General features: G+C 34.9%; 16 protein-coding genes and 3 tRNA genes. 12 read left to right on the forward strand and 7 right to left on the reverse strand.

Features of this window, described 5'->3' with window-relative positions:
* The first annotated feature begins 2 nt into the window (after nt 1-2).
* Nucleotides 3-4,460 carry a T9SS type B sorting domain-containing protein gene (locus tag ACNQGH_RS06110; RefSeq protein WP_417955102.1) on the forward strand — a complete coding sequence of 1,486 codons (4,458 nt, stop codon included), beginning with the start codon at nt 3-5 and terminating at the stop codon, nt 4,458-4,460.
* A gap of 82 nt (nt 4,461-4,542) precedes the next feature.
* Nucleotides 4,543-7,329, forward strand: coding sequence for a T9SS type B sorting domain-containing protein (locus ACNQGH_RS06115; RefSeq protein ID WP_417955103.1), 2,787 nt, complete (start codon nt 4,543-4,545; stop codon nt 7,327-7,329).
* Nucleotides 7,330-7,506: 177 nt separating this feature from the next.
* Here ACNQGH_RS06115 and typA read toward each other — a convergent pair whose 3' ends face one another.
* A complete protein-coding gene (gene typA, locus ACNQGH_RS06120; RefSeq protein ID WP_417955104.1) occupies nt 7,507-9,303 on the reverse strand; it encodes a translational GTPase TypA in 1,797 nt (598 codons plus the stop codon).
* A gap of 171 nt (nt 9,304-9,474) precedes the next feature.
* Between typA and ACNQGH_RS06125 the strand changes: the two genes are divergently transcribed.
* Both ACNQGH_RS06125 and ACNQGH_RS06130 read left to right on the forward strand, forming a co-directional pair.
* Nucleotides 9,475-11,190: a PAS domain-containing sensor histidine kinase gene (locus ACNQGH_RS06125; RefSeq protein ID WP_417955105.1), complete on the forward strand. Its 1,716-nt coding sequence runs from the start codon at nt 9,475-9,477 to the stop codon at nt 11,188-11,190.
* Entirely contained in the window at nt 11,190-11,600 is a 411-nt protein-coding gene (locus tag ACNQGH_RS06130; RefSeq protein WP_417955106.1) for a response regulator, read from the forward strand. Before ACNQGH_RS06125 ends, ACNQGH_RS06130 begins: the two co-directional genes overlap by 1 nt.
* Before the next feature lie 73 nt (nt 11,601-11,673).
* Here the strand turns inward: ACNQGH_RS06130 and rpsT are convergent, their stop codons facing one another.
* The 5 genes from rpsT to proS all read right to left on the reverse strand — a co-directional run bounded on the left by rpsT (nt 11,674) and on the right by proS (nt 13,817).
* Complete coding sequence (rpsT, locus tag ACNQGH_RS06135; protein WP_039109573.1) at nt 11,674-11,925, reverse strand: 30S ribosomal protein S20; 252 nt, start codon at nt 11,923-11,925, stop codon at nt 11,674-11,676.
* Between the two features lie 33 nt (nt 11,926-11,958).
* Nucleotides 11,959-12,030, reverse strand: a tRNA-Glu gene (locus ACNQGH_RS06140).
* Between the two features lie 39 nt (nt 12,031-12,069).
* Nucleotides 12,070-12,141 (reverse strand) — tRNA-Glu (locus tag ACNQGH_RS06145).
* 47 nt (nt 12,142-12,188) lie between these two features.
* Nucleotides 12,189-12,260 (reverse strand) — tRNA-Glu (locus ACNQGH_RS06150).
* Nucleotides 12,261-12,338: 78 nt separating this feature from the next.
* Nucleotides 12,339-13,817 carry a proline--tRNA ligase gene (gene proS / locus ACNQGH_RS06155; protein WP_417955107.1) on the reverse strand — a complete coding sequence of 493 codons (1,479 nt, stop codon included), beginning with the start codon at nt 13,815-13,817 and terminating at the stop codon, nt 12,339-12,341.
* Nucleotides 13,818-13,918: 101 nt separating this feature from the next.
* Between proS and ACNQGH_RS06160 the strand changes: the two genes are divergently transcribed.
* The 5 genes from ACNQGH_RS06160 (at nt 13,919) to ACNQGH_RS06180 (ending at nt 19,437) form a co-directional block, all read left to right on the forward strand.
* Entirely contained in the window at nt 13,919-14,884 is a 966-nt protein-coding gene (locus ACNQGH_RS06160) for a hypothetical protein (RefSeq protein WP_417955108.1), read from the forward strand.
* A gap of 48 nt (nt 14,885-14,932) precedes the next feature.
* Nucleotides 14,933-16,435: an OmpP1/FadL family transporter gene (locus ACNQGH_RS06165; RefSeq protein ID WP_417955109.1), complete on the forward strand. Its 1,503-nt coding sequence runs from the start codon at nt 14,933-14,935 to the stop codon at nt 16,433-16,435.
* Nucleotides 16,436-16,667: 232 nt separating this feature from the next.
* A complete protein-coding gene (gene rimO, locus ACNQGH_RS06170) occupies nt 16,668-17,981 on the forward strand; it encodes a 30S ribosomal protein S12 methylthiotransferase RimO (protein ID WP_417955110.1) in 1,314 nt (437 codons plus the stop codon).
* Between the two features lie 42 nt (nt 17,982-18,023).
* Entirely contained in the window at nt 18,024-18,494 is a 471-nt protein-coding gene (locus ACNQGH_RS06175) for a hypothetical protein (RefSeq protein WP_417955111.1), read from the forward strand.
* Between the two features lie 40 nt (nt 18,495-18,534).
* Nucleotides 18,535-19,437, forward strand: a complete 903-nt coding sequence (locus tag ACNQGH_RS06180) for an N-acetylmuramoyl-L-alanine amidase (RefSeq protein WP_417955112.1) — start codon at nt 18,535-18,537, stop codon at nt 19,435-19,437.
* A 348-nt stretch (nt 19,438-19,785) separates the two neighbouring features.
* On the opposite strand, the gene ACNQGH_RS06185 is transcribed toward ACNQGH_RS06180, so the two are convergent.
* Complete coding sequence (locus tag ACNQGH_RS06185; protein WP_417955113.1) at nt 19,786-20,835, reverse strand: outer membrane beta-barrel protein; 1,050 nt, start codon at nt 20,833-20,835, stop codon at nt 19,786-19,788.
* A 740-nt stretch (nt 20,836-21,575) separates the two neighbouring features.
* Between ACNQGH_RS06185 and ACNQGH_RS06190 the strand changes: the two genes are divergently transcribed.
* The 3 genes from ACNQGH_RS06190 (at nt 21,576) to can (ending at nt 24,321) form a co-directional block, all read left to right on the forward strand.
* A complete protein-coding gene (locus ACNQGH_RS06190; RefSeq protein WP_417955114.1) occupies nt 21,576-21,857 on the forward strand; it encodes a hypothetical protein in 282 nt (93 codons plus the stop codon).
* A gap of 88 nt (nt 21,858-21,945) precedes the next feature.
* Nucleotides 21,946-23,601 (forward strand): SulP family inorganic anion transporter, encoded by a 1,656-nt coding sequence (locus tag ACNQGH_RS06195; RefSeq protein ID WP_417955115.1) that lies wholly within the window; start codon nt 21,946-21,948, stop codon nt 23,599-23,601.
* Nucleotides 23,602-23,685: 84 nt separating this feature from the next.
* Entirely contained in the window at nt 23,686-24,321 is a 636-nt protein-coding gene (gene can / locus ACNQGH_RS06200; RefSeq protein ID WP_417955116.1) for a carbonate dehydratase, read from the forward strand.
* The last annotated feature ends 35 nt before the right edge of the window (nt 24,322-24,356 follow it).

The raw sequence follows: 24,356 nt of genomic DNA on the forward strand, positions 1-24,356 counted from the left end.
GAATGAAAAAAAAATTACTTCTTTTCTTTATTTTTTTATCAATTGGCTGTTTTGCCCAATTTAGTAAAACCCACTATATTCCCCCTTTAACCTGCGCCACAAATTTGGCAGGTGATCACTATTTATATATCTCTACGCCAAGTACTATCGATGTCAATTTTAAAATTATAGCCAATGGGGGTAGTATAATAACAGGCGTAGTTAATAAAAGCACCCCCTATATTTATTCTATTGGACAGGGGCAAAATACCCAACTGTTCACTCCAAAAACAAGTATTGGAATTGTAAAAAACAAAGGATATGTAATTGAAGCTGAAGATTTAATTTATGTAAGCGTTCGTGTCAATGCAGGTTTTAATACACAGAACAACGCCTATTCTCATGCTGGTGGACTGGTGTCCAAAGGGAATAGCGCTTTAGGCAAAGTGTTTCGACTGGGCGGCATGTTAAATCCCCTTTTTGACACTACTTTATTAAATTTCGCATCGATACTATCGACGGAAAATGGCACAACAGTGACTATTTCCAATATTGAAGTCGGCACAGTCTTGTCCAATGGCACCACCATTACCGGACCCATAACAGTTACTTTAAACAAGAACGAAAGTTATGTTTTGGCTTTAGAAAATTACAGCGGTAGTGTTTCCAATAGCTCCAAAATGATCGGCGCCTTAGTTGCATCGGATAAACCAATAGTAGTCAATTCCGGTTCATTCGCAGGCAGCAATAGTACAAATCAAATGGGAAGAGATGTGGGATTTGACCAAATAGTTCCTGTTGAAAAGACAGGAAAGGAATACATCTTTGTCAAGGGAAGAGGAACCGATGAACTGGAACGTGTTCTATTGATTGCAAATGTGGATAACACCAAAATTTATATTGATGGCACAAACCTTTTTACAACAATTAATAAAGGAGACCATGCTGATATTGACGGGAGTGCTTTTACCAATGGGAATTTGTACGTTACGACCTCTGAAAGTGTTTTTGCTTATCAAAGTATTGCAGGGTCCCCAGCTCCCGCCAATCAAAATCTTTTTTTTGTACCACCATTAAACTGTGCTACACCAAGCGTTGTTGACAATATCCCGTCCATTGAATCCATAGGAAATATATCGTATACGGGTGGCTTAAATATTGTTACGGAAGCTGGTGCTGTGGTAACTATAAACAATAATCCCATCAACAGTACCCCTGTTGGTGTGGTTGGCAATCCTAATTTCGTCAGGTACACCCTAGATAATCTCACGGGAAATATTGCAATAAAATCGAACAGACAAGTCTATGTTTCTTATTTTGGCACTAACATAAATGCTACCTATGGCGGATATTATTCCGGTTTTGATACTAAACCTGAAATTGTTACTGATAAAATTACTGTGTCCAATTCCGCCTGCATTCCAAATGTAAAGTTAAAAATCAGTACCTTATCGTCTTATGATACCTTTCAGTGGTATTTCAATGATAATCCAATTCCTAATGCCAATTTAAATTCATATACACCTACGCAACCTGGCTATTACCAGGCAAAAGGAAGTATTGTGGGATGCCCCAGCACAATTCCTATTTTTTCTGATAAAATTCCGGTAAGTGACTGTCCGTTGGATTCAGATAATGACGGAACCAATAACAATATCGATATTGATTTGGATAATGACGGTATACCAAATGCTCTAGAAGCCAATACCTCACTTTTGAACCAGTCCAATGCAATCACAAACCCTGCTTATACTGCTACAATAACAGGAAGTGGAACTATTAGCGGAAAACCATTGTATGGATTTGTATCAGAAGTTCCTGCTGGACGGGCAAATTCAGTTGCCTACACGCTAAATCTAACAAAACCGGAAAGTATTAGCATGAATTACATTGGTCAGGATAATTCAAACCAAACTACAGCGGTTTCCGAATATTTGAATACCGAAGGCGATTTTATTTTACAAGTCCCCTCAGATAAAACTATTACCTTAACTGATCCGCAAAATCAATTGCTCATAGACACTAATTATGATGGGATTTATGAAAGCGGAGTGACTGAATTTTCTTCTTTTGAAATCCGTTTCCGTTTGAAAAGTACAACACCATTAGCTCCAGGTTTGGGTAGCTTCCAGTTTTCATCCTATTTAACAAACTCACTTACTTTTACCCATACCAATCTATCCGACACCAGTATCAATAAAGCTATCCTCATGATTAGTCACACTGAAACTTTTGATTCGGATGCTGATACAGTTCCTGATTTATTGGATACAGACAGTGATAATGATGGAATTCCTGATACCATTGAAGCTCAGGGAAAAGGTTTTAAAGTTTTTTCAGGGACTGATTCCAATAAAAATGGATTAGACAATGCTTTTGAGCCTGGTCTAATACGAGTCAATACAGACAACGATATTTTCAGCACTTTCCCTGGTGTCTACGATGTACTCGATTTAGACAGTGACAATGACGGTATTTATGACTTGGTCGAATCAGGAAGTAATGCGATTGATGCCAACAAAGATGGAATTATAGATGGGTTGCCGGTTTCTTTTGGCTCCAATGGCCTGTTTGATGGACTTGAGACCAGTCCAGATAGTAGTAAATTGAATTACCCCGTTACAGATACCGATTCAGACGGAAATTTTAACTATATCGATTTGGATAGTGATAATGATATTTGTTTTGACGTTTTTGAGGCTGGTTTTAACGACCCTGACAATGATGGCATATTAGGAAATAATCCAGTGATTGTCAATCCAAATGGCAAGGTTACTAGTGGTGTGGGTTATAGCAATCCGAATAATAATTACATCATTGGCGCACCAATTGAAATCACTGCACAACCGCAATCAAAACCAACATGTGAATTACAAAACACAACAATTACAGTATTTGACAATGGAGGAAATACCTACCAATGGCAAGTTTCAACTGATGGAACTACCTGGAACAACATTTCAAATAATACAATTTACAGCGGAGTTACCACAAATATTTTGTCCTTAAAAAGTTTGACAAATGCGATGAACGGATATAAATACAGAGTGAAACTGGAAAAAACCGGCAATTCCTGCGGGGTAATTTCTTCCGAAACAACTTTGACGGTTTACCCCTTACCAGTGGTTAATGAGGTCACTATTGTTCAATGTGACGATGATACTGATGGCTTTTCAGATTTTAATTTAACGGTAAAAAACAATGTTATCTCCTCTAATTTTGCATCCGAAACTTTCACCTACTACACCACCCTTTTAGGAGCTCAAACAACCGATACCGGAAAATTAATTCCTAATCCTTTAGCTTTTAGAAACACAATAGCCACTGGCATGCCTATTTGGACCAGGGTAGAAAATACAAAAGGATGTTACTCCATAGCCAAAATTGCATTAGTAGTTTCCACTACCCAAATTCCAGCCTCATTCAGTCGTACTTTTTCAAACTGCGATGACTTAGGCATAGCCAATGACGATACTGATGGAATCGCAACTTTTGATTTTAGCAGTGCAACAACTGATATACTGGCACTTCTTCCCATTCCAAGTTCTTCATATACTGTAAAATATTACAAAAATGAAGCGGATGCCTTATCAGAAAGCGATGAAATTGTAAATACTACGGACTATAGAAATACAGGGTATCCAATGGAACAAAAAATATGGGTTCGTGTAGAAAGTACCGCTGATAATGCTTGCTATGGTTTAAGCCCCCGAATTACATTAAAAGTAAATCCAAAACCTGCTATTGATACCAACGAGGATTTTGAAGAAAACGAATTGGTGTGTTCTAACCTTCCCACGTTCTTTGTAACACTAGATTCAGGAATTATAGATGGTTCGCCAACAAGTAATTATACTTACGTTTGGAAAAAAGATGCAATTATTTTACCAAACGATACGGCACCAACATTGAATGTAAATCAAGAAGGTAACTATACAGTAATCGTGAGCACTCTTGCCGGCTGCAGCAGAACACGAACGATGAAAGTTACCGCTTCGGACGTTGCTAAAATTGCTAATGTTGGTATAGTTGATTTATCCGATTCAAATTCTGCAACAGTAAATGTGACTGGGCAAGGCCAATATGAATACAGCCTGGATGCTCCTTTTGGGCCTTTCCAAGAATCTAATTTCTTCGATAATGTATCCGCCGGGATTCATGAAGTCTTCATTAATGACAAAAATGGTTGCGGAACCGTTAGTCAGACAATAGCTGTGATTGGCGTTCCTAAATTTTTCACGCCTAATGGTGACGGACAAAATGATTATTGGAATATAAAGGGAGTCAATGCTAATTTCAATAAAAATTCAACCATCTATATTTTTAATCGGTACGGCAAACTTCTAAAGCAAATAGTTGTGTCCAGTCAAGGTTGGGACGGTACTTTTTCAGGAGAACTGGTGCCGTCTGATGATTATTGGTACACGATAAAATTAGATGACGGAAGAGAAGTTAAGGGGCATTTTAGTTTAAAAAGATAAAAATATCAAACAATATCCCTGACTTATGTTACTATTTTTTTTTCATATTGATATTAACTATATTTGTTAGTTTATAATAAACATGAAATATAGTCCATTTTTAGCCCTCATCCTTTTTATAATGGCGGTGCCTGCTTTTGCTCAAAAAGAAGCGGCAAATTGGTACTTTGGGGAACAAGCTGGTTTGGATTTTAATTCCGGAAGCCCCGTTGCTTTAACAAATGGTCAATTGAATACTTCAGAAGGATGTACCACTATTTCTGACAAAAATGGGAACCTCCTTTTTTATACTGATGGTTCCATAGTATATGACAAATCACATCAGGTAATGCCTAATGGATACGGTTTATTAGGTCACAACTCAAGCACACAGTCCGCTATTATTGTTCCAAAACCGAGCAACCCCAATTTGTACTATATATTTACAGTAGATCAACCCAATCCTAAAAATGTAGATGATAATCCCTTAAATAATGAAGACCCACCAAATAATGGATTAAATTATTCCTTAGTCGATTTAAGATTAAATAATGGTTTAGGAGATATTTCCACCAAAGAAAAAAACATACATCTTATAACCTATGATACCAATAATGATGAAGAGGTAAAATTTAAATGTTCCGAAAAAATTACGGCCGTACAACACAGTGACGGTATTTCTTTTTGGGTAATTACCCATTTTAAAAGCACTTTTTATTCCTTTAAAATAAGTACGCAGGGAGTCGACAAAAAACCAGTACAAACCACTACACCTTTAAACGTACCCACAGGTGGCTATATTTCTAATGCGATAGGATATTTAAAAACATCCCCAAATGGAAAAAAAATAGCTATAGCAAATTCGTCAGTAAAGCCAAACGATGAATTAGGACCAAAGAACGAAGTCAGAAGAAATACTGGTAATGTTTGGCTTTTTGATTTTGATGCAGCAACAGGAAAAGTAAGCAATGGACTTTCAATTCTAAACGGAACCAATCCTTATGGTGTAGAGTTTTCAGCAAAATCAAAAAAACTATATGTGACCGTCAACCGATTTGATCCAGGAGGGGTTTCTTTGGGAAGTTCATTGATTCAATTCGATCTTAAAAGCGCTAACATTATTGCTTCAAATACAACAATAAATTCCTCTACTAATGTGGCAGGGGCGTTACAATTAGCTCTTGATGAAAAAATATATCGCTCCGGATATGCCGTTCTCACTGATGGCAGTAATAAATTATCGGTAATAAACAATCCGGAATTAGACGGATCAAATTGTAATTTTTTACAAAATGAAATTGATTTGGCCAGAAAAACAGCTAAATTAGGATTACCTCCCTTTATCACCTCTTTATTTCTGTATGCTTTTAGTTATGAGTTTAATTGTGTAGGACAAGCTACACATTTTTACACTAATTCTGTTGAAAAAATAGATGCTGTGCTTTGGGATTTTGGAGATGGGACAACCTCTACCAACAGAGATACATATCATACTTACCCAAAAGCTGGAGATTATAAAGCAACTTTAATAAAAACAGTAGATGGAGAAGATAAAGAGCCTCTTGAAAAAACAATTACTATTTATGAGGTTCCCAAAATACTTTCAACACCCTACAAATTAATTCAATGCGATACACAAGACAGCTCCCCTACCGATGGATTAGCGCTGTTCAATTTGGCTCTAGCCAATGAACCAATAACTTTAGGCCAAAAAGACTTTGAAGTACATTACTATTATAGTGTTAGCGATGCCGAAAATGATAGTCATAATACTTTGTCAATTCCTATAAATTACCGCAACAGTATTCCTGATGAAATGCTATTTGCAAAAGTTACTCAACCCAACTCTGACTGCTATAGTATAGGAAGCGTAATTTTACATGCTACTAAAAGTATTACAATACTACCCGAAGCAATGCACGAATGTGATCTTGGCGAGGGGAAAGGATTGTTTGATTTAGAAGAAAAAAAAGACTTAATAAAAACCGAATTGAATTTACCTCCCGATGTTCGCCTCTTTTTTTATGCTACAGCAGTTGATGCTTCATTGGGAGAAAATGAGCTTGAAGCACGGTATGTATCAGTTTCCAAAACAATATTTCTACGAGCTGAAAATAATGAAGGGTGTTATGGAACTGGAGAATTTGAAATTATAGTGGAACCCGCTCCAAAAATCAATGTTTTAGAAAACCTAATTCTATGCGAAGGACTTACAAATCCTTCTTTAGTACTGGATGCCGGAATTTTGGCTCCGGCACGCATCAGTGACTACACTTATTTATGGTCAACCGGTGAAACAAGCCCCACGATATTGGTAAACAAACAAGGGGAATATAACGTTGTTGTAAAAAACAAATCAGGTTGTTTCACCACGCGAAAAAACATTGTAAAGCTTTCCTATTTAGCAAGAATAAACAACATAATAGTACACGATCTACAGCCAATAAACCAGGTAATCATTGAAGCAACAAATCCAGGTGATTATAAATATATGATTCGGTTTCAAAACAGCAGTGAAACCCCTTTTCAAAGTTCAACCATTTTTGAAAATGTACCAGGTGGCTTTCATGAATTGATAGCTGAAAACAATGACGGATGTGGCCAAATAATGAAAAGTTTCGCAGTATTAGATGCACCAAAATTCTTTACTCCAAACGGTGATGGATATAACGATCATTGGAACTTAAGAGGAATAGATACCATTTTTTACAAAAATGCAGTTATATACGTTTTTGACCGCTATGGAAAATTACTCCGACAATTATCGCCATCAAGCCCGGGTTGGGATGGTACCTTTCACAAAGAACCATTACCGGCAGATGATTATTGGTTCACCATAAAATTAGAAGATGGTAGAGAAGCTAAAGGGCATTTTAGTTTAAAGCGATAGCGTTTTTGATACGACCTTCAAATCTCATATTCGTACTCCATTATTTGGAGATTTGTAGTCATTCCACATAATTCATGCCACTTCAATGCATAAAAAACGGATAAACAGCTAAAACGAAACCATAAAAAAAGCCATTTGAATAAACAAATGGCTTTTATATTTATTAAAAAAATAAAATTAGAATTTAAATCTTTTTCTATCAGTTTCAGTCAAATATATTTTTCTCAAACGAATAGATTTTGGTGTAACCTCTACATATTCATCTTTTTGAATGTATTCTAACGCTTCCTCAAGAGAGAAAATAATTGGAGGAATAATCCTTGCCTTTTCATCATTTCCAGATGAACGAACATTAGATTGTTTTTTCATTTTAGTCACGTTAACACACATATCATCGCTGCGAGAGTTCTCTCCAATTACTTGACCTTCATAAATTTCATCATTAGGATTAACGAAGAATTTACCACGATCTTGCAATTTGTCGATAGAATAAGGAATAGCTTTTCCATTTTCCATAGAGATCAATGAACCGTTGTTACGTCCAGGAATATCTCCTTTGAAAGGCTCGTACCCTATGTAACGGTGTGACATGATAGCCTCACCTGCAGTAGCCGTAAGCAATTGGTTACGCAATCCAATGATTCCACGTGATGGAATGTTGAATTTTATGATCATACGCTCTCCTTTGGCTTCCATGCTTAACATTTCTCCTTTACGGATAGAAACAAACTCTACTGCTCTACCTGAAAGATTTTCTGGTAAGTCAATAGTTAATTCCTCAATTGGCTCACATTTTTTACCATCAATTTCTTTGATAATAACTTGTGGTTGACCAATTTGTAATTCATACCCTTCTCTTCTCATCGTTTCAATAAGAACAGACAAGTGAAGTACACCACGACCAAAAACCATAAACTTATCAGCTGAATCAGTTTCACCCAATTTCATCGCTAAGTTTTTCTCTAATTCTTTTGTCAAACGGTCTCTAATATGACGAGAAGTTACAAATTTACCCTCTTTACCAAAGAAAGGAGAGTCATTAATTGTAAACAACATACTCATTGTTGGTTCGTCAATAGCAATTGTTTGTAAAGCTTCCGGGTTTTCAAAATCAGCGATAGTATCTCCAATCTCAAAACCTTCAACCCCAATGATCGCACAGATATCTCCTGCAATTACTTGTTCTACTTTCTTACGTCCAAGTCCTTCAAAAGTATGAAGTTCTTTAATTCTGGATTTTATTATTTTACCATCTCTTTTTACTAATGAGATTGGCATTCCTTCATTTAAAATACCTCTTTCCAAACGACCAATAGCAATACGACCTGTAAATGCTGAGAAATCTAAAGATGTAATTAACATTTGAGGAGTTCCTTCTGATACTTTAGGAGCTGGTACATTTTTAATAACCATATCCAATAGTGGTTCAATGTTTTCAGTCATAACATTAAAGTCATATGACATCCAGTTATTTTTAGCAGAACCATATACTGTTGGAAAATCCAATTGTTCTTCAGTAGCACCTAATTCAAACATTAAGTCAAAAACTTTTTCATGAACTTCTTCAGGAGTACAGTTTTCTTTATCAACTTTATTAATAACTACGCATGGTTTCAAACCAAGATCTAGTGCTTTTTGAAGCACAAAACGAGTTTGAGGCATTGGACCTTCAAAAGCATCTACAAGTAGACAAACTCCATCAGCCATGTTCAATACACGTTCTACCTCACCACCAAAATCGGCGTGACCAGGAGTATCAATAATGTTGATTTTTGTTCCTTTGTAAACTACAGAAACATTTTTAGAAGTAATAGTGATACCTCTTTCACGCTCTAAGTCGTTGTTATCAAGGATTAAGTCACCTGTGTTTTCGTTGTCACGAAATAACTGACAGTGATACATAATTTTATCAACCAAAGTTGTTTTACCGTGATCGACGTGGGCAATAATTGCAATGTTTCTAATAGATTCCATCTGTGATTTTTAATGGGTGCAAAGGTACACTTTATTTTGACATAAAAAATATTTATGCAATAGTTTACCTATTCTTAACCTTTTAGATCCAAAAAGACTTAATAAATAAAGCTTAAAAATAAGTTTCATATGATGTTTAATAATTAAACATTATTTAATTATATTTGAGTAATGAAAAACAAAACCAATCAAATAACCTTTACCTATATCCTTATCTCCATATTTATGGCTATTGTTTACCATAAATTATTTAAAAATGACGGCCACAATATTAATTACCAATACTATAACTTTATAAAAGATTTATTATTTATTTGCCTGACAGGTATAACTTATAAATTTATTTTATCAAAAAATGACAATAGAAATATAACCATTTTTGAAAGATTAAAGAATACAAATGACGAAATTAAGGAGTCGAATGAAAAATATGACATCGTAGCAAAAGCAACAAGTGACACCATTTGGGATTGGAAAATACAGGAAGACAACTTATCGTGGAACAAAGGAATTGAAACGGTTTTTGGTTACAAAGAAGATCAGGTAGGCGATAGCTCAACGTGGTGGTTTGATAAAATCCATCCTGAAGACAGTATTAAGATGTCTATCAAACTCTATTCATTCATAGAACAAAAAACAGAAAAATGGCAAGATCAGTATCGATTTAGATGCGCTGACAACTCCTACAAATACGTTCTTGACAGAGGATTTCTTCTTAAGGACGAAGACGGAAAAGCCATAAGAATGATTGGAGCAATACAAGACATAACAAAACAAAAAGAAGAAGAACAAAGACTTAAACTATTAGAAACCGTAATTACCCAATCCAAAGATTCCATAATTATAACCGAAGCCAATTTTAACAACGCCCGAATTCCAAAAATAATTTATGTCAATCCCGCTTTTACTATCATGTCCGGGTATAAATCTGAAGAAATTATTGGAAAAACCCCCAATCTTTTTAAAGGCCCCAATTCCGATAAACAAGAGTACAAAAAATTAATTACCGCTTTAAAAAACAAGGAAGAGTGTTTAATTGAGACCATTAGCTATAAAAAAAGCAAAGAAGAATATTGGGTTCGCTTTTCTATGATCCCTATATACAATTCAGAAAATGAACTTTCACACTGGATTTCAATCCAAAGAGATGTTTCTGAAGAAAAGAAACAAGAAAAGGAAAAAGAGCAGCTTATCCGAGAATTAACACAAAACAATAAAGACTTAAAACAATTTTCTTACATTACTTCTCATAATCTTAGAGCACCATTATCTAACCTGACCGGTCTTTTAAACTTAATCGAAGACATCCCTATAGAGAATCAGGAATTAAAAGAAATTCTAAATGGTTTTAATAAATCAACGCATTTATTAAACGAAACAATTAATGACTTAGTAAAAGTAATTATCATTAAGGACAATCCTTCTATTCAAAAAGAAGCCGTACTTTTAAAAGATATCTTTGAAAACGTTTTTAATCAACTCAGTTTTCAAATTGAATTGTATAAACCAATAATTAAACTTAATTTCGAAAAAGTTTCTGTTTTCAATACAAACAAAGCCTACATAGAAAGCATACTATTAAACCTATTGACCAATGCTATAAAATACAAATCTGAAAATAGAAAGCTTAAAATAACAATTAACGCTAATGAAGTTGACGACACTGTTTATCTAATATTCAAAGACAACGGAATAGGCATCGATTTAGAAAGGAACAGAGACAAAGTTTTTGGACTCTACCAGAGATTCCACAATTATCCTGACAGCAAAGGACTGGGCTTATATCTCGTAAAATCTCAGGTTGAAACCATGGGAGGAACGATTAGTATTGAAAGTGAGGTAAACAAAGGAACTACATTCACATTAACATTTAAAAACAAACAATAATGTTAGATCAAATTTTATGCGTTGACGACGACCCCATAACACTTATGTTATGCAAAAAAGTAATCACCAAAGCATCTTTTTCAAATGAAATAATTACTTCTCAAAACGGAGAAGAAGCACTTGATTACTTTAATAAACTAAAACAGATTAACGCTGACGCTGAAAGCAAGTCAAATCATCCTCAATTAATCTTTTTAGATTTAAACATGCCAGTAATGGGAGGGTGGGAGTTTTTAGATATTTTTACTACCAGCGAGTATTCAGAATTCAACACTATAAAAGTAGTCGTTCTTTCTTCCACAATAGACCCTGAAGACTTAGAAAAAGCAAAATCCTATACTATGGTCATTGATTTTCTATCAAAGCCTATAACCACATCAATGCTTGAATACCTAAAAAACAAAATATAAACTATAGATACATAAAAAAAGCTCTCAATAAATTGAGAGCTTTTTTTATGTATATTTTGAAAAATTGTACTAATTACAATTTAGCAACATGTTTCGTTAATTTAGACTTTAAATTAGAAGCTTTGTTATCATGAATGATATTTTTCTTAGCTAATTTATCAATCATAGATATTACACTTGACAATTTAGAAGTAGCATCTACTTTATCAGTAGCTATTCTTAACGCTTTAATAGCATTACGAGTAGTTTTGTGTTGGTATCTGTTTAATACTCTTCTCTTTTCGTTACTTCTGATTCTCTTTAGAGCTGATTTATGATTTGCCATTTTATTGCTTTTTTATCTTTTACTATTTTTTTGTAGTCCGTAAGGGAATCGAACCCCTGTTACCAAGACGAAATCTTGGCGTCCTAACCCCTAGACGAACGGACCATTACCCTCCTAAGTTTTTATCAATCTAAATTGAAATTGTAGCCCGTAGCGGAATCGAACCGCTCTTACATGGATGAAAACCATGCGTCCTAACCGATAGACGAACGGGCCCTTTTTCCCTCTAAGTTCAGGAAAACTTTAACATGCAAAAAAAATAGTAGCCCGTAGCGGAATCGAACCGCTCTTACATGGATGAAAACCATGCGTCCTAACCGATAGACGAACGGGCCCTGCTTCTCTAATGCGGATGCAAAAATACAACTATTTTTGAAACGCACAATAGTAGATGCAAAAAAAATTATTTTTTTTTAATATGCCTTTGCAAACAACACTCTTCCTACCGAGCTTTTCCCAGTAAAAACACAGCTTCCCGCCTCTTCTACTCTATCTAAAGGGATGCATCTGATGGTAGCTTTAGTCAAGTCTTTAATCTTCTCTTCAGTCGCAGCAGTTCCATCCCAATGAGCTGATACAAAGCCTCCTTTAGTATCCAAAACTTGTTTGAATTCATCAAAACTATTTACTTCGGTAATATGGGTGTTGCGATAATTTAAAGCCTTTTCGAACAAATCAATTTGAATTTGCGCCAATAAATCGCTGATATAAGTTACAATTCCATCTTTAGAAACAATCTCTTTAGTCAAAGTATCTCTTCTTGCCACTTCAAAAGTACCATTCTCTAAATCTTTAGGACCAACTGCAATTCTAATAGGCACCCCTTTCAATTCATATTCATTGAATTTGAAACCTGGTTTTTGCGTGGTTCTGTCATCGTATTTAACCGCAATTTTTAATTCCCTCAATTGAGAAACTAAATCAGCAACGACAGTTGATATTTCCTGCAATTGTTCGTCCGTTTTGTGAATTGGAACAATTACCACTTGTATAGGTGCCAAATTTGGCGGTAAAACCAATCCTTTATCATCTGAATGCGTCATCACTAAAGCTCCCATTAATCGCGTAGAAACCCCCCATGAAGTCCCCCAAACATGCTCTTGCTTTCCTTCGGCATTAGCAAATTTAACATCAAATGCTTTAGCAAAGTTTTGTCCTAAAAAGTGAGACGTTCCGGCCTGCAATGCTTTTCCATCCTGCATTAAAGCCTCAATGCAATAGGTCTCCTCAGCTCCAGCGAAACGTTCCGTTTCAGTTTTAAAACCTTTAATTACCGGTATTGCCATAAAATTCTCTGCAAATTCAGCATATACATGCATCATTTTTTCAGATTCTTCAATAGCTTCCGCTTTCGTAGCGTGAGCAGTATGCCCTTCTTGCCATAAAAATTCTGCAGTACGTAAAAACAATCTTGTTCTCATTTCCCATCGTACAACATTTGCCCATTGATTAATCAACAAAGGCAAATCTCTATAGGACTGCACCCAACCTTTGTAGGTTGACCAAATAATAGCTTCACTGGTTGGACGAACAATCAATTCCTCTTCCAGTTTTGCATTAGGGTCTACCATGAGTTTTCCTGGCCTATCCGGATCATTTTTCAATCTATAATGAGTTACAATAGCACATTCTTTTGCAAATCCTTCCGCATTTTTCTCTTCTGCTTCGAACATACTTTTTGGAACAAATAAAGGAAAATAAGCATTTTGATGCCCCGTTTCTTTAAACATTCGATCCAGCTCCGCTTGCATTTTTTCCCATATTGCATAACCGTACGGCTTGATTACCATACAGCCTCTAACTCCTGAATTTTCGGCTAAATCGGCTTTTACAACCAACTCGTTATACCATTTTGAATAATCTTCTGATCTTGTAGTTAAGTTCTTACTCATATTGAATAGTTTGGCACAAATTTTGTTTTAATAATTTTAACTAAATAGTTCCGCAAAACTAACTATTTTTGTATTGTCCAACAATAAAAAACCCCATAGATATGAAAACTAGTACTTTTTCCCTCAAAAACACATCAATTTATTATGTGGTTGGTTTTTTGAGCATTCTGTTAACCTCATGCGGCTCCTATCAAAATAGCTCTTACTACGACGGGGATGGAATTTATGGAAATACAAACCGCAAAACCATTGAAAGAGAGACTCAAAACAACCCAAATAATTACTACAAAAATTATTTTGGCTCTTTACAGGACGGCAATCAATCTTCCGAAATTTTTACTGATGTGGATAGCTACAATACCTATAACGATAGCATCCAAGGCACCAATAAAAATTATGGCGGATGGGGAAGTAATTCCCGTGAAACCATAATAAATGTATCGCCTAATTACTGGGGGCTTTCTTTAGGATACGGAATGGGATATCCTTATTATGGTTATGCAAATTACGGCTATGGTTATCCCTATTATGGTTATGGCTACGGCTACCCTCATTATGGTTATGACTTTTCTAGTTTTGGCTGGGATTATCCCTATTATGGATTTGGATTCGGATTTGGGTACGGATATTCTAATTATGGATATGGGTATAGCCATGGGTATTATAACAATAATTACTCTTACAATCCAAGCAGAAGAGGTTCCTCCCATTCCAATAGCGTAAATGGCAGCAGAAACTATACCAGCAGAAGCTCTAGAGATTACTCCCAAAATGAAACCAATAGTTACAGAGGATCAAACTATAGAAATTCCACTTATAATAGCACCAGAACAAGTCCTACCTTTACAAGAAATCAAAACAATACTTTCAGCAATTCTAACCGAAGAACAAGCACAAACAACTATCGAAGCGAAAGCAACAACACTGCAAGATCTTACACACCAAGCCCAAGAAGCGACAGTAATTCTTCAACTTCCAGATCATATAGCCCGACCTCAAGTGGTTCCAGCTATGGTGGTGGCGGTGGCGGTGGCGGAAGATCATCTGGCGGCAGCGGAAGAAGATAACTTTTACATCTATTTTGAATAAAAAACTAAAACTTACCTGAAATAAAAATGAAAAAATACTTATTCCTACTAATAACCGGCTTCACTTTTGGTGCTGCACAGTCACAAGAAATAACAGACGCAATGCGATATGCGCAGGACAATTTGAATGGAACAGCACGTTTCAGAGCCATGGGCGGCGCTTTTGGAGCGCTTGGTGGGGATTTATCTTCTTTGAATATAAATCCTGCAGGTTCGGCTGTTTTTTCAAATAACCAAATAGGCATGACTTTGAGCAGTTACAACACGAAAAATAATTCCAGCTATTTTGGCACAGAAACCACTGGGAAAGAGAATTCATTTGATTTAAATCAAGCTGGAGGTGTTTTTGTTTTCAAGAACAGAAACACAAATAGCAACTGGAAAAAGTTTTCAGTGGGAGTGAATTATGACAATATCAATAATTTCAACAATTCGTTATTTTCTGCGGGAACCAATCCAAACAATTCAGTTGATAATTATTTTCTAAGTTTTGCCAACGGAGTCCCATTAGATGTATTAGAAAACTCTAGCTATGGAAATTTAGATCATGGGGCACAACAAGCTTATTTAGGATATCAAGGCTATATTATCAACCCTGACACCAACGATCCAAATAATACGCAATACAGTTCAAATGTACCTGCAGGGGGAAATTATTATCATGAAAATACGGTTAGTTCAAATGGTTATAATGGAAAACTATCTTTTAATGCTGCTACATCTTACAAAGACCAATTATATATAGGTGTTAATTTAAACTCTCATTTTACAGATTACAGACAATCCTCTAGTTTTTACGAAGAGAACAGCGCTCCATTAACTTCGAAGTATACCGTGACTAATTTACGTTTTGACAACGAACTTTATACTTATGGAACAGGATTTTCATTCCAAGTGGGTGCTATTGCTAAAATCACCAACGAAGTTCGTTTAGGACTAGCCTATGAATCATCTACCTGGTACCATTTAAGTGACGAGTTCTCACAAAGATTAGTTGCCGTGAGTAGCGCAACAAACCTACCTGATACCAATGATGTTGTCGATCCTCAAGTTACGAATTACTACGAACCTTACAAATTACAAACACCAAGCAAACTTACCGGAAGTTTTGCGTATGTTTTTGGTAAATCGGGGCTGATAAGCATTGATTATGCGATGAAAGATTACAGCAATACAAAATTCAAACCAGAAAATGATTCTTATTTCCGTGATGTAAACAGCTACATGAATTCTGTTTTGGATAAAACCAATGAAGTGAGGGTGGGCGCCGAATACAAAATCGATCAATTGAGTTTAAGAGCAGGATACCGTTACGAACAAAGCCCTTATAAAAACAAAACAACTGTAGGTGATTTAACGGGATATTCAGGAGGTTTAGGATATAATTTTGGTTCAACTAAAGTAGATTTATCGTATTCATCTTCAGAAAGAAATTCTCAACAGGGTTTTTTCAACCAAGGACTTACAGATGGTGCTAAAATAAATACTATCAATAACAATGTTTCTTTGACACTATTATTTGAATTGTAATTTCTCAAAGTAAAAAGAAAAAAAAGAAAAAAAAGAAAAAAAATGACTAACTCCGTTTCATTACAGGGAACGGATTTTTTTTAGCGCTGATAGCAGTGAAATCTTCTTGATTTTTTTTCGAAAGATTGCAACCTGCCGCAGGACCAGCTTCATAAAATACACAAAGATTTATGGTCCTAAAAATAAAAATTGTAATTTTGCAAAATTCCCAAATTATCGGGACTATAATGCTATGAGAACGAAGTCTTTAAAAAAGAATAAAATCAACGTGATCACTCTTGGGTGTTCGAAAAATGTATATGACAGTGAAGTGCTTATGGGACAGCTTCGCGCAAGCGGGAAAGATGTCACGCATGAAGCACCGGAAGCTGAAGAAGGAAATATTATTGTTATAAATACCTGTGGATTTATTGATAACGCTAAGGCAGAATCAGTAAACATGATTTTAGAGTATGCTGATAAAAAAGAAAGAGGCTTAGTTGACAAAGTATTTGTTACCGGATGTTTGTCAGAACGTTACCGACCTGATTTAGAAAAAGAGATTCCAAATGTGGATCAGTTTTTTGGCACTACCGAGCTACCACAATTATTGAAAGCTTTGGGAGCTGATTATAAGCATGAACTATTGGGAGAGCGCTTGACTACAACACCTAAAAATTATGCGTATTTAAAAATTTCCGAAGGCTGCGACCGACCTTGCAGTTTTTGTGCAATTCCATTAATGCGAGGAAAAAACGTTTCACAAACTATTGAAAAATTGGTGAAAGAAGCGGAAGGTTTAGCTAAAAATGGCGTAAAGGAATTGATTTTGATCGCTCAGGATTTGACGTATTACGGTCTGGATCTTTACAAAAAGAGAAATCTTGGAGAATTATTGGAAGCTTTGGTAAAAGTAGAAGGAATTGAATGGATTCGTTTGCACTATGCCTTTCCTACCGGTTTTCCAATGGACGTTCTGGAAATCATGAAACGCGAACCTAAGATTTGTAATTATATCGATATTCCGTTGCAACATATTTCAGATTCTATTTTAAAATCGATGCGTCGCGGAACAACTCAGGAAAAAACAACAAAATTATTAAAAGATTTCCGTGAAGCAGTTCCCGGAATGGCCATTCGTACGACTTTAATTGTAGGATATCCTGGAGAAACACAAGAGGATTTCAACATATTGAAAGATTTTGTTCAAGAAATGAAATTTGACAGAATGGGTTGTTTTGCTTATTCCCATGAAGAAAACACGCATGCGTATTTATTAGAAGATAATGTTCCGGATACAGTAAAACAGGAGCGAGCCAATGAAATTATGGAATTACAATCTCAAATTTCCTGGGATTTGAACCAAGAAAAAGTAGGACAAACATTTAAATGCATCATCGACAGAAAAGAAGGTGGTCATTTTGTGGGCCGTACTGAATTTGACAGCCCGGATGTTGATAATGAAGTTCTTATTGATGCTTCTAAACATTATGTAAAAACAGGGGAATTTGTAATGATAAAAATTATCGAGGCTACAGAATTTGATTTGTATGGTGAGCCCGCTTAGATTTATAATATAGTTTTTGAAAACCTTTTTAAAACATTTAATATGAAAATAGTTCAGTCATTTGTAGTGGGTGCATTTATGTTATTAGCCAGTAACACTATTTCCGCACAATATGGAAATGGATACGGTGGAGGTGGTTATGGCGGTTACGGCGGAAATGGCTATGGAAGCGGTCGTATGAATAGCAGCATGGACCAAGGCAGAAGTCAGGAAAAACCAAAAGAAATTCCTGTTGAAGAGACTGTAGGGAAAATCATGGAGAAAATAAAACCCACACTTACGCTTGATGCGCTTCAAGAAATTGCCATATCGAATATTCTGATTGAAAGCATAAAACGCCAGGGAGTAATCCTAAAACAGGATACCAATCAAAGCGATCAGATGCAAGACATCAAAATACTCAACGAAAACACCGAAAGAAAGATTGTGGAGTTACTGAATGATGATCAAAAAGAAAAATATAAGATTCTTAAGGAAGAAAGTAAAAATCCAAAAAAATCGAAAAAGAAATAGATAGCTCGTATTTTTGGTACATAAAAATGAAATTTAAAATATGAGAAAATCCTTTTACTGCCTGATTTCGGCCATTATAATTACATCCTGCTCTACCAATCCTTACAAAGCCAGTGAGAAAGTATATGACGAAAAACTCAAAACATTAAAGGATCAGATTTCAACTAAAGAATCACAACCTTTGCCTTTTGTGACCGAAGCTGCAATAAGCATTGATACTTTATACGCAAAACAATTGCATATTTTTAAGGATTCTATTTCAAAAATGGGGTCTACCCCTTTGCAGAATGGCATTAATACAGAATGGATAGGTACCGTAAATTTTAATTTACGAAAACCTAACTTCATAATTATTCATCATACTGCTCAAGATTCTTTACAGCAAACCGTAAAAACATTTACAAAAACAGAAACACAAGTAAGCTCCCATTATGTAATTTCAGATAATGGAAAAGTTGTTCAGATGTTGAATGATTATTTAAGAGCCTGGCATGCCGGCACTGGTTCATGGGGGAAAAATACTGATATCAATTCATCCTCTATAGGAATTGAGTTAGACAATAACGGTACAGAACCGTTTACTGAATTACAGATAAACAGTTTACTGGCGCTTCTGACTAAATTAAAAAAAGATTATAATATTCCTGTCCAAAATATCATTGGCCATTCAGACATTGCTCCAACCAGAAAAAAAGACCCCAGTGCTTTATTTCCCTGGAAAATTTTAGCTGAAAAAGGTTTTGGAATTTGGCCTGATGCATTATTACAAACAGCTCCATTAGATTTTAATATCGAACAGGGATTGCGAATTATAGGCTATGATACTAAAAATATTTCAGCCGCAGTAACTGCATTCAAGTTACATTATATTCAATCTCAGGTCGACGATACAATCGATGAAAACACTAAGAATACCATCTACTCTATTTATATGAAACAATAATTTTTTACCTCTAAATAAAATATAGCAGATCGGCTTTTGAAAGATTCAAAAGCCGATTTTTTTTTGTCTGCTACTGTTGTATCAAATAAATTATAAAATGCTTCCTGAAATCAGCCTAAATTATCAATAAGACAGCACAAAAACCCTTACTATCACCTGTCTTGAACCGTCGACGAAGAACTAACTTTGACGGTAAGGGCATCGTCTTTCCAAAGACAAATTACAGTACTTTTTCACCAAAACGCACTTGCATTAGTGAAAATTTACTTTGGTTCCATAAAAAAAGCTGCCAAAATACTTAAAAAGCATCTTGACAGCAAAAAAAAAAATATTATTTTCTGTAGTTAATTAAAAACTATAAGTTGTTCCAAGTAAAACATATGCATTAGAACTTGTTGGAAGTGCATCACTATCCATAAATATATCCTCTGATGAAAGATCAACTCTTACCTCAGGAATAATAGTTAAATTACCAACTTTGTAGTTCAGTGAAAGTGTGTTCCCTACTATACTTGATCCACCCAAAGCAGAAAGAGTTACCGCAGCATCCGTTGCATCAAAATATTCTAATCTGTATGCCAAACTAAGATTGTCTTTTGCTGCATAACTAGCATATCCGATTAAAGCAAACCACTTTTCATCGTTTGCACTCGTCACATCATCATTTATTAGAGCATACGTTCCATTGAATCCTAAAGAGAATTTATCAGAAATCTTTTTAGAAGCCACTATATCGAATTGTGTTTTATTAACAGTAGTTGCAGGATTTGCGCTACCAGACGTTGCATTAAAATAAATACTTCCCGAATCACCAACATAAGCAACCTGTCCTATGAATGTTTTTTGAGTAGAACCCGCTTCAATAGCAGTTTTGAAATCCGTTGGATTAGTTACTCCAGCCATAAAACTAACTTTTCCAGTAGTATATTGCGCTTTTACACCTGTATTAAAAAATGGTCCGTTTGTGAAAGCATAAGACATACTGTAGTTTTTATTATCCACAGCGTCCAACAACTCATATCCTATGTGAGTACCAAAGCTACCTGCAGTAACTTTAAATTTATCAGAAAATTCATACGTAAAATTCAATTGTTTAATCATAAATGAACTTGCATTATCATTGTATGTAAATTCTTTGGCTCTATTTCCAAAACCTAAATCTACAAACACAGATCCTTTCCCCATTTTATGAGACGCCTCAATAGAAGCCATCCCTAACTCAAATGAGTTGTGAGAATTAGTAAAACTAGTTTTACCATTTCCTGCCAAATTAGCAAAATCATATTTGTAATACATATCTGCTGACCCTCCAAAAGTAGTTGCTGGTGCTGGCGTATCTTGTGCAAATGTCATGCTCGTCGTTAGTAAAATTACTAAAATAGTTACTGCTTTTTTCATGTTTAATTTAGTTTTAGTTAGTATTCCGGTTGGTTATTATTTTTATTTAACGCTTATAAACATTCAAATTCGGTACTTTTAATTAGTTGTTCTATTAAAAAAACAGTCCAAATTATTCTTTTACCGCGAGTAAAAGACCTTTTCCTTTTGGCGAATTTATTAACTTTTATTTTACTTGAATAATTAATAATTACTTTTTTAGCTCTTTCTGATAAGAATTATTGATAACAAAAAATCAATAGCGAATAATAGATATTCAATATTAATATTGAAGTATTTTAAAAAATTCACAATGGAAATATTCAAAGACCCCTACTTTTTAATACATTTTCATTAAATATTTCCATAAAAAATGATTTTTTAAACTATTTTTCACTAAAAATACTTTCACACCCCCCTATTTTTTTTGCTAATGTAATTTAAATTATCTTTTCACACTACAAAACAAGAAGCTAATATTACCACGCAATTTCTGATAAAAAAATCAAACTGCAAACAAAAAAATTTCTGATCTATTTAAAAGTGCAAGAAATAAAACGTCTTGCGATGCAAAAAATAGAATTTTACCGAAATTCTTTTTTTTAGGATCAAATAACAATCAATAAATCATAATAATAATTGCGCCAAGAATACGATCCTGCAAACCTCCCTACATTTTGATGAGCGGAACAGATGTTAATTTTATTTTAAATTTCATAAAGTAGTATTGATTTCATTTGTTAAATTCTATTTTTGCAGCAATGAAGCTAATCGCACAAATATTATTGTTTGTTTTTATTGCTTTTCTTTTAACACCAACAATTGTTAGTGCGATACAGAAAAGTAGTGATACTTCTATTACCTATAGTTTTTCTGAGGAAGAACAATTACACAAACAGATTAAAGCAATTTGTCATTTTGATATAGCTTATGAAATAATCAATTTATCGGAGCTAACCTCAAGTCTTATTTTATCTGAGAATTTGTCCAAGCACGATATAATTGCTTCTTCTATATTTATTCCCCCACCCGACCAGGTTTAATACAATCTTGATTTTAAAATTTTAAAATCCAATTCTCACATTATAACAATGTGAACCATTCTTTGTATTCAATTTTCAGTAAGGTATTATGACAAAAAAAATCAATCTTTTTGCTAACCTTAAATCCGATTTCGCATCTGGTTTAGTGGTTTTCTTGGTGGCGCTTCCATTGTGTTTGGGTATCGCAATGGCTTCTGGTGCACCATTATTTTCGGGAATAATTGCAGGTGTTATAGGCGGAATCGTCGTGGGTTATTTGAGTAAATCCCATTTAAGTGTCTCGGGTCCGGCAGCAGGTTTAACCGCTATTGTTCTCACTGCAATTACAGATTTAGGTGCTTTTGATATTTTTCTAACGGCAGTTTTTATTGCAGGTTTAATCCAATTAGCATTGGGATTCATCAAGGCGGGAACCATTTCAAATTATTTTCCAACCAATGTCATCGAGGGGATGTTGGCTGGAATTGGAATTATTATTATTCTTAAACAACTGCCCCATGCTTTTGGTTACGACAGTGATTTCGAGGGAGATCAAGCCTTTTTAGAATTGGGAGGAAGCAATACATTTTCTGCCTTATCGAGCATTTTTAATTACATCCAATTGGGTTCCATAATCATCACGGTACTTTCATTACTAATATTGATTGCCTGGGATAAGGTTCCTTTTTTGAAAAAATTAAAATTAGTTCCCGGTGCACTTGTAGCCGTAGTTGTTGGTGTTCTTTTGAATGAGATTTTTACATCAGCCGGCAGCTCTTTGGCTATTGCCAAAGAACATTTAGTTTCACTACCCGTTCCCACGTCTTTGGAAGAATTCAAACAAATAATTGTCACCCCTAATTTTTCAGGAATTACAAATTCTAAAGTTTGGGTTATCGCCTTTACTATTGCCATTGTTGCTTCGATAGAAACTTTATTAAGTATTGAAGCGGCTGACAGAATGGACGTCCAAAAACGGTATACCGATACCAATGTAGAACTTAAAGCTCAAGGAATTGGAAATATGGTGAGCTCCCTTTTAGGTGGTTTACCATTAACATCTGTAATTGTACGTTCGTCCGCAAATAGTAATTCGGGTGCAAAATCTAAAATGTCAACCATCATTCATGGCTCTTTATTATTAGTAAGTGTCGTAACTGTTCCATTAATCCTGAACAAAATTCCATTGGCAACATTAGCGGCTATATTACTGTTGGTAGGATATAAACTGGCTAAACCGGCAACATTTAATCATTTTTGGAAAAAAGGAAAATATCAGTTTGTACCCTTCATCGCTACATTATTGGCCGTTGTATTTACCGATTTATTAAAAGGAGTGGCTTTGGGAATTATCATCAGTATTATATTTGTTTTAAAGGGGAACTTGAAACGAGCTTACCATTTTAGAAAAGAAGAATATGCAGATGGTGATGTCATTCATATTGATTTAGCACAAGAAGTTTCTTTTTTGAATAAAGCGGCAATTAAATCTACTTTGAATGACATTCCGGAAAACTCAAAAGTAATTATTGATGCAACAGATACGGTTTATATTGCCCATGATATTCTTGATTTGATCCATGAATTTAAAACCACCAGGGCCAAAGAGGATCATATAAAAGTTAAGCTTAGAGGGTTTAAAAAAGCTTATCAGTTAGAAAACAGTGATGAAACGCCAAACAAAGTTACTTTTGAGCATTATTATGATGCGGCGAAAAGAAAAACAGTTCAAAGAGAAATCCTTTCTGAGGATTTTCTTAAGTAATTAATTTTTAACAAAATCTCTTTCCCTTAATAATCATTTTAAAACACTAAAAAAGAGACTATTCAAATTTAACAAAACAAAAAAATGAGCGATTTTTATAAAAAAATATTAGATAACAACAAAAAATGGGTCGAAACCTCTTTGGCTAACGATCCGAATTATTTTGAAGATTTAGCCAAAGGACAAACACCCCCATTATTATGGATTGGCTGTTCAGACAGCAGGGTTCCGGCAAACGAAATAGTTGGAGCCAAACCGGGAGAAGTATTTGTTCATAGAAATATTGCCAATATGGTCGTCCATACGGATATGAATATGTTGAGTGTTCTGGATTATGCCGTAAATGTTTTAAAAGTAAAACATGTACTTGTTTGTGGCCATTATGGCTGTGGTGGCATAAAGGCTGCCATGGGGAATGATTCAATTGGTATTATTGACAATTGGATTCGACACATAAAAGATGTTTACAGATTACACGATCAGTATTTAAATTCAATTACTGATGAGACGGACCGCTTCAATGCTTTTGTCGAAATCAATGTCAAAGAGCAGGTTTTTGATTTAGCCAAAACGTCAATTGTCCAGGCGGCATGGAAAAACGGACAAGATTTAACGCTACATGGCTGGGTTTATGGACTGAATTCAGGTTTTGTAACTGATTTAAATGTAAATATAAGTTCGGAAAAAGATTTGGACGAAGTGTACCAATTGAGATTCTAAAGTAAAAAAATCGCCTTCGGGCGATTTTTTATTAC

It is taken from the genome of Flavobacterium kochi (assembly GCF_048286715.1).
Classification (GTDB): Bacteria; Bacteroidota; Bacteroidia; order Flavobacteriales; family Flavobacteriaceae; genus Flavobacterium.

What these genes read in the sequence shown, in the direction of transcription:
- typA (WP_417955104.1), bottom strand. Translation starts at nt 9,303, where the DNA reads ATGGAATCTATTAGAAACATTGCAATTATTGCCCACGTCGATCACGGT.
- ACNQGH_RS06190 (WP_417955114.1), top strand. Translation starts at nt 21,576, where the DNA reads ATGAAGCTAATCGCACAAATATTATTGTTTGTTTTTATTGCTTTTCTT.
- ACNQGH_RS06195 (WP_417955115.1), top strand. Translation starts at nt 21,946, where the DNA reads ATGACAAAAAAAATCAATCTTTTTGCTAACCTTAAATCCGATTTCGCA.
- ACNQGH_RS06110 (WP_417955102.1), top strand. Translation starts at nt 3, where the DNA reads ATGAAAAAAAAATTACTTCTTTTCTTTATTTTTTTATCAATTGGCTGT.
- ACNQGH_RS06180 (WP_417955112.1), top strand. Translation starts at nt 18,535, where the DNA reads ATGAGAAAATCCTTTTACTGCCTGATTTCGGCCATTATAATTACATCC.
- can (WP_417955116.1), top strand. Translation starts at nt 23,686, where the DNA reads ATGAGCGATTTTTATAAAAAAATATTAGATAACAACAAAAAATGGGTC.
- ACNQGH_RS06160 (WP_417955108.1), top strand. Translation starts at nt 13,919, where the DNA reads ATGAAAACTAGTACTTTTTCCCTCAAAAACACATCAATTTATTATGTG.
- ACNQGH_RS06175 (WP_417955111.1), top strand. Translation starts at nt 18,024, where the DNA reads ATGAAAATAGTTCAGTCATTTGTAGTGGGTGCATTTATGTTATTAGCC.
- ACNQGH_RS06185 (WP_417955113.1), bottom strand. Translation starts at nt 20,835, where the DNA reads ATGAAAAAAGCAGTAACTATTTTAGTAATTTTACTAACGACGAGCATG.
- ACNQGH_RS06165 (WP_417955109.1), top strand. Translation starts at nt 14,933, where the DNA reads ATGAAAAAATACTTATTCCTACTAATAACCGGCTTCACTTTTGGTGCT.
- ACNQGH_RS06115 (WP_417955103.1), top strand. Translation starts at nt 4,543, where the DNA reads ATGAAATATAGTCCATTTTTAGCCCTCATCCTTTTTATAATGGCGGTG.
- proS (WP_417955107.1), bottom strand. Translation starts at nt 13,817, where the DNA reads ATGAGTAAGAACTTAACTACAAGATCAGAAGATTATTCAAAATGGTAT.
- ACNQGH_RS06130 (WP_417955106.1), top strand. Translation starts at nt 11,190, where the DNA reads ATGTTAGATCAAATTTTATGCGTTGACGACGACCCCATAACACTTATG.
- ACNQGH_RS06125 (WP_417955105.1), top strand. Translation starts at nt 9,475, where the DNA reads ATGAAAAACAAAACCAATCAAATAACCTTTACCTATATCCTTATCTCC.
- rimO (WP_417955110.1), top strand. Translation starts at nt 16,668, where the DNA reads ATGAGAACGAAGTCTTTAAAAAAGAATAAAATCAACGTGATCACTCTT.
- rpsT (WP_039109573.1), bottom strand. Translation starts at nt 11,925, where the DNA reads ATGGCAAATCATAAATCAGCTCTAAAGAGAATCAGAAGTAACGAAAAG.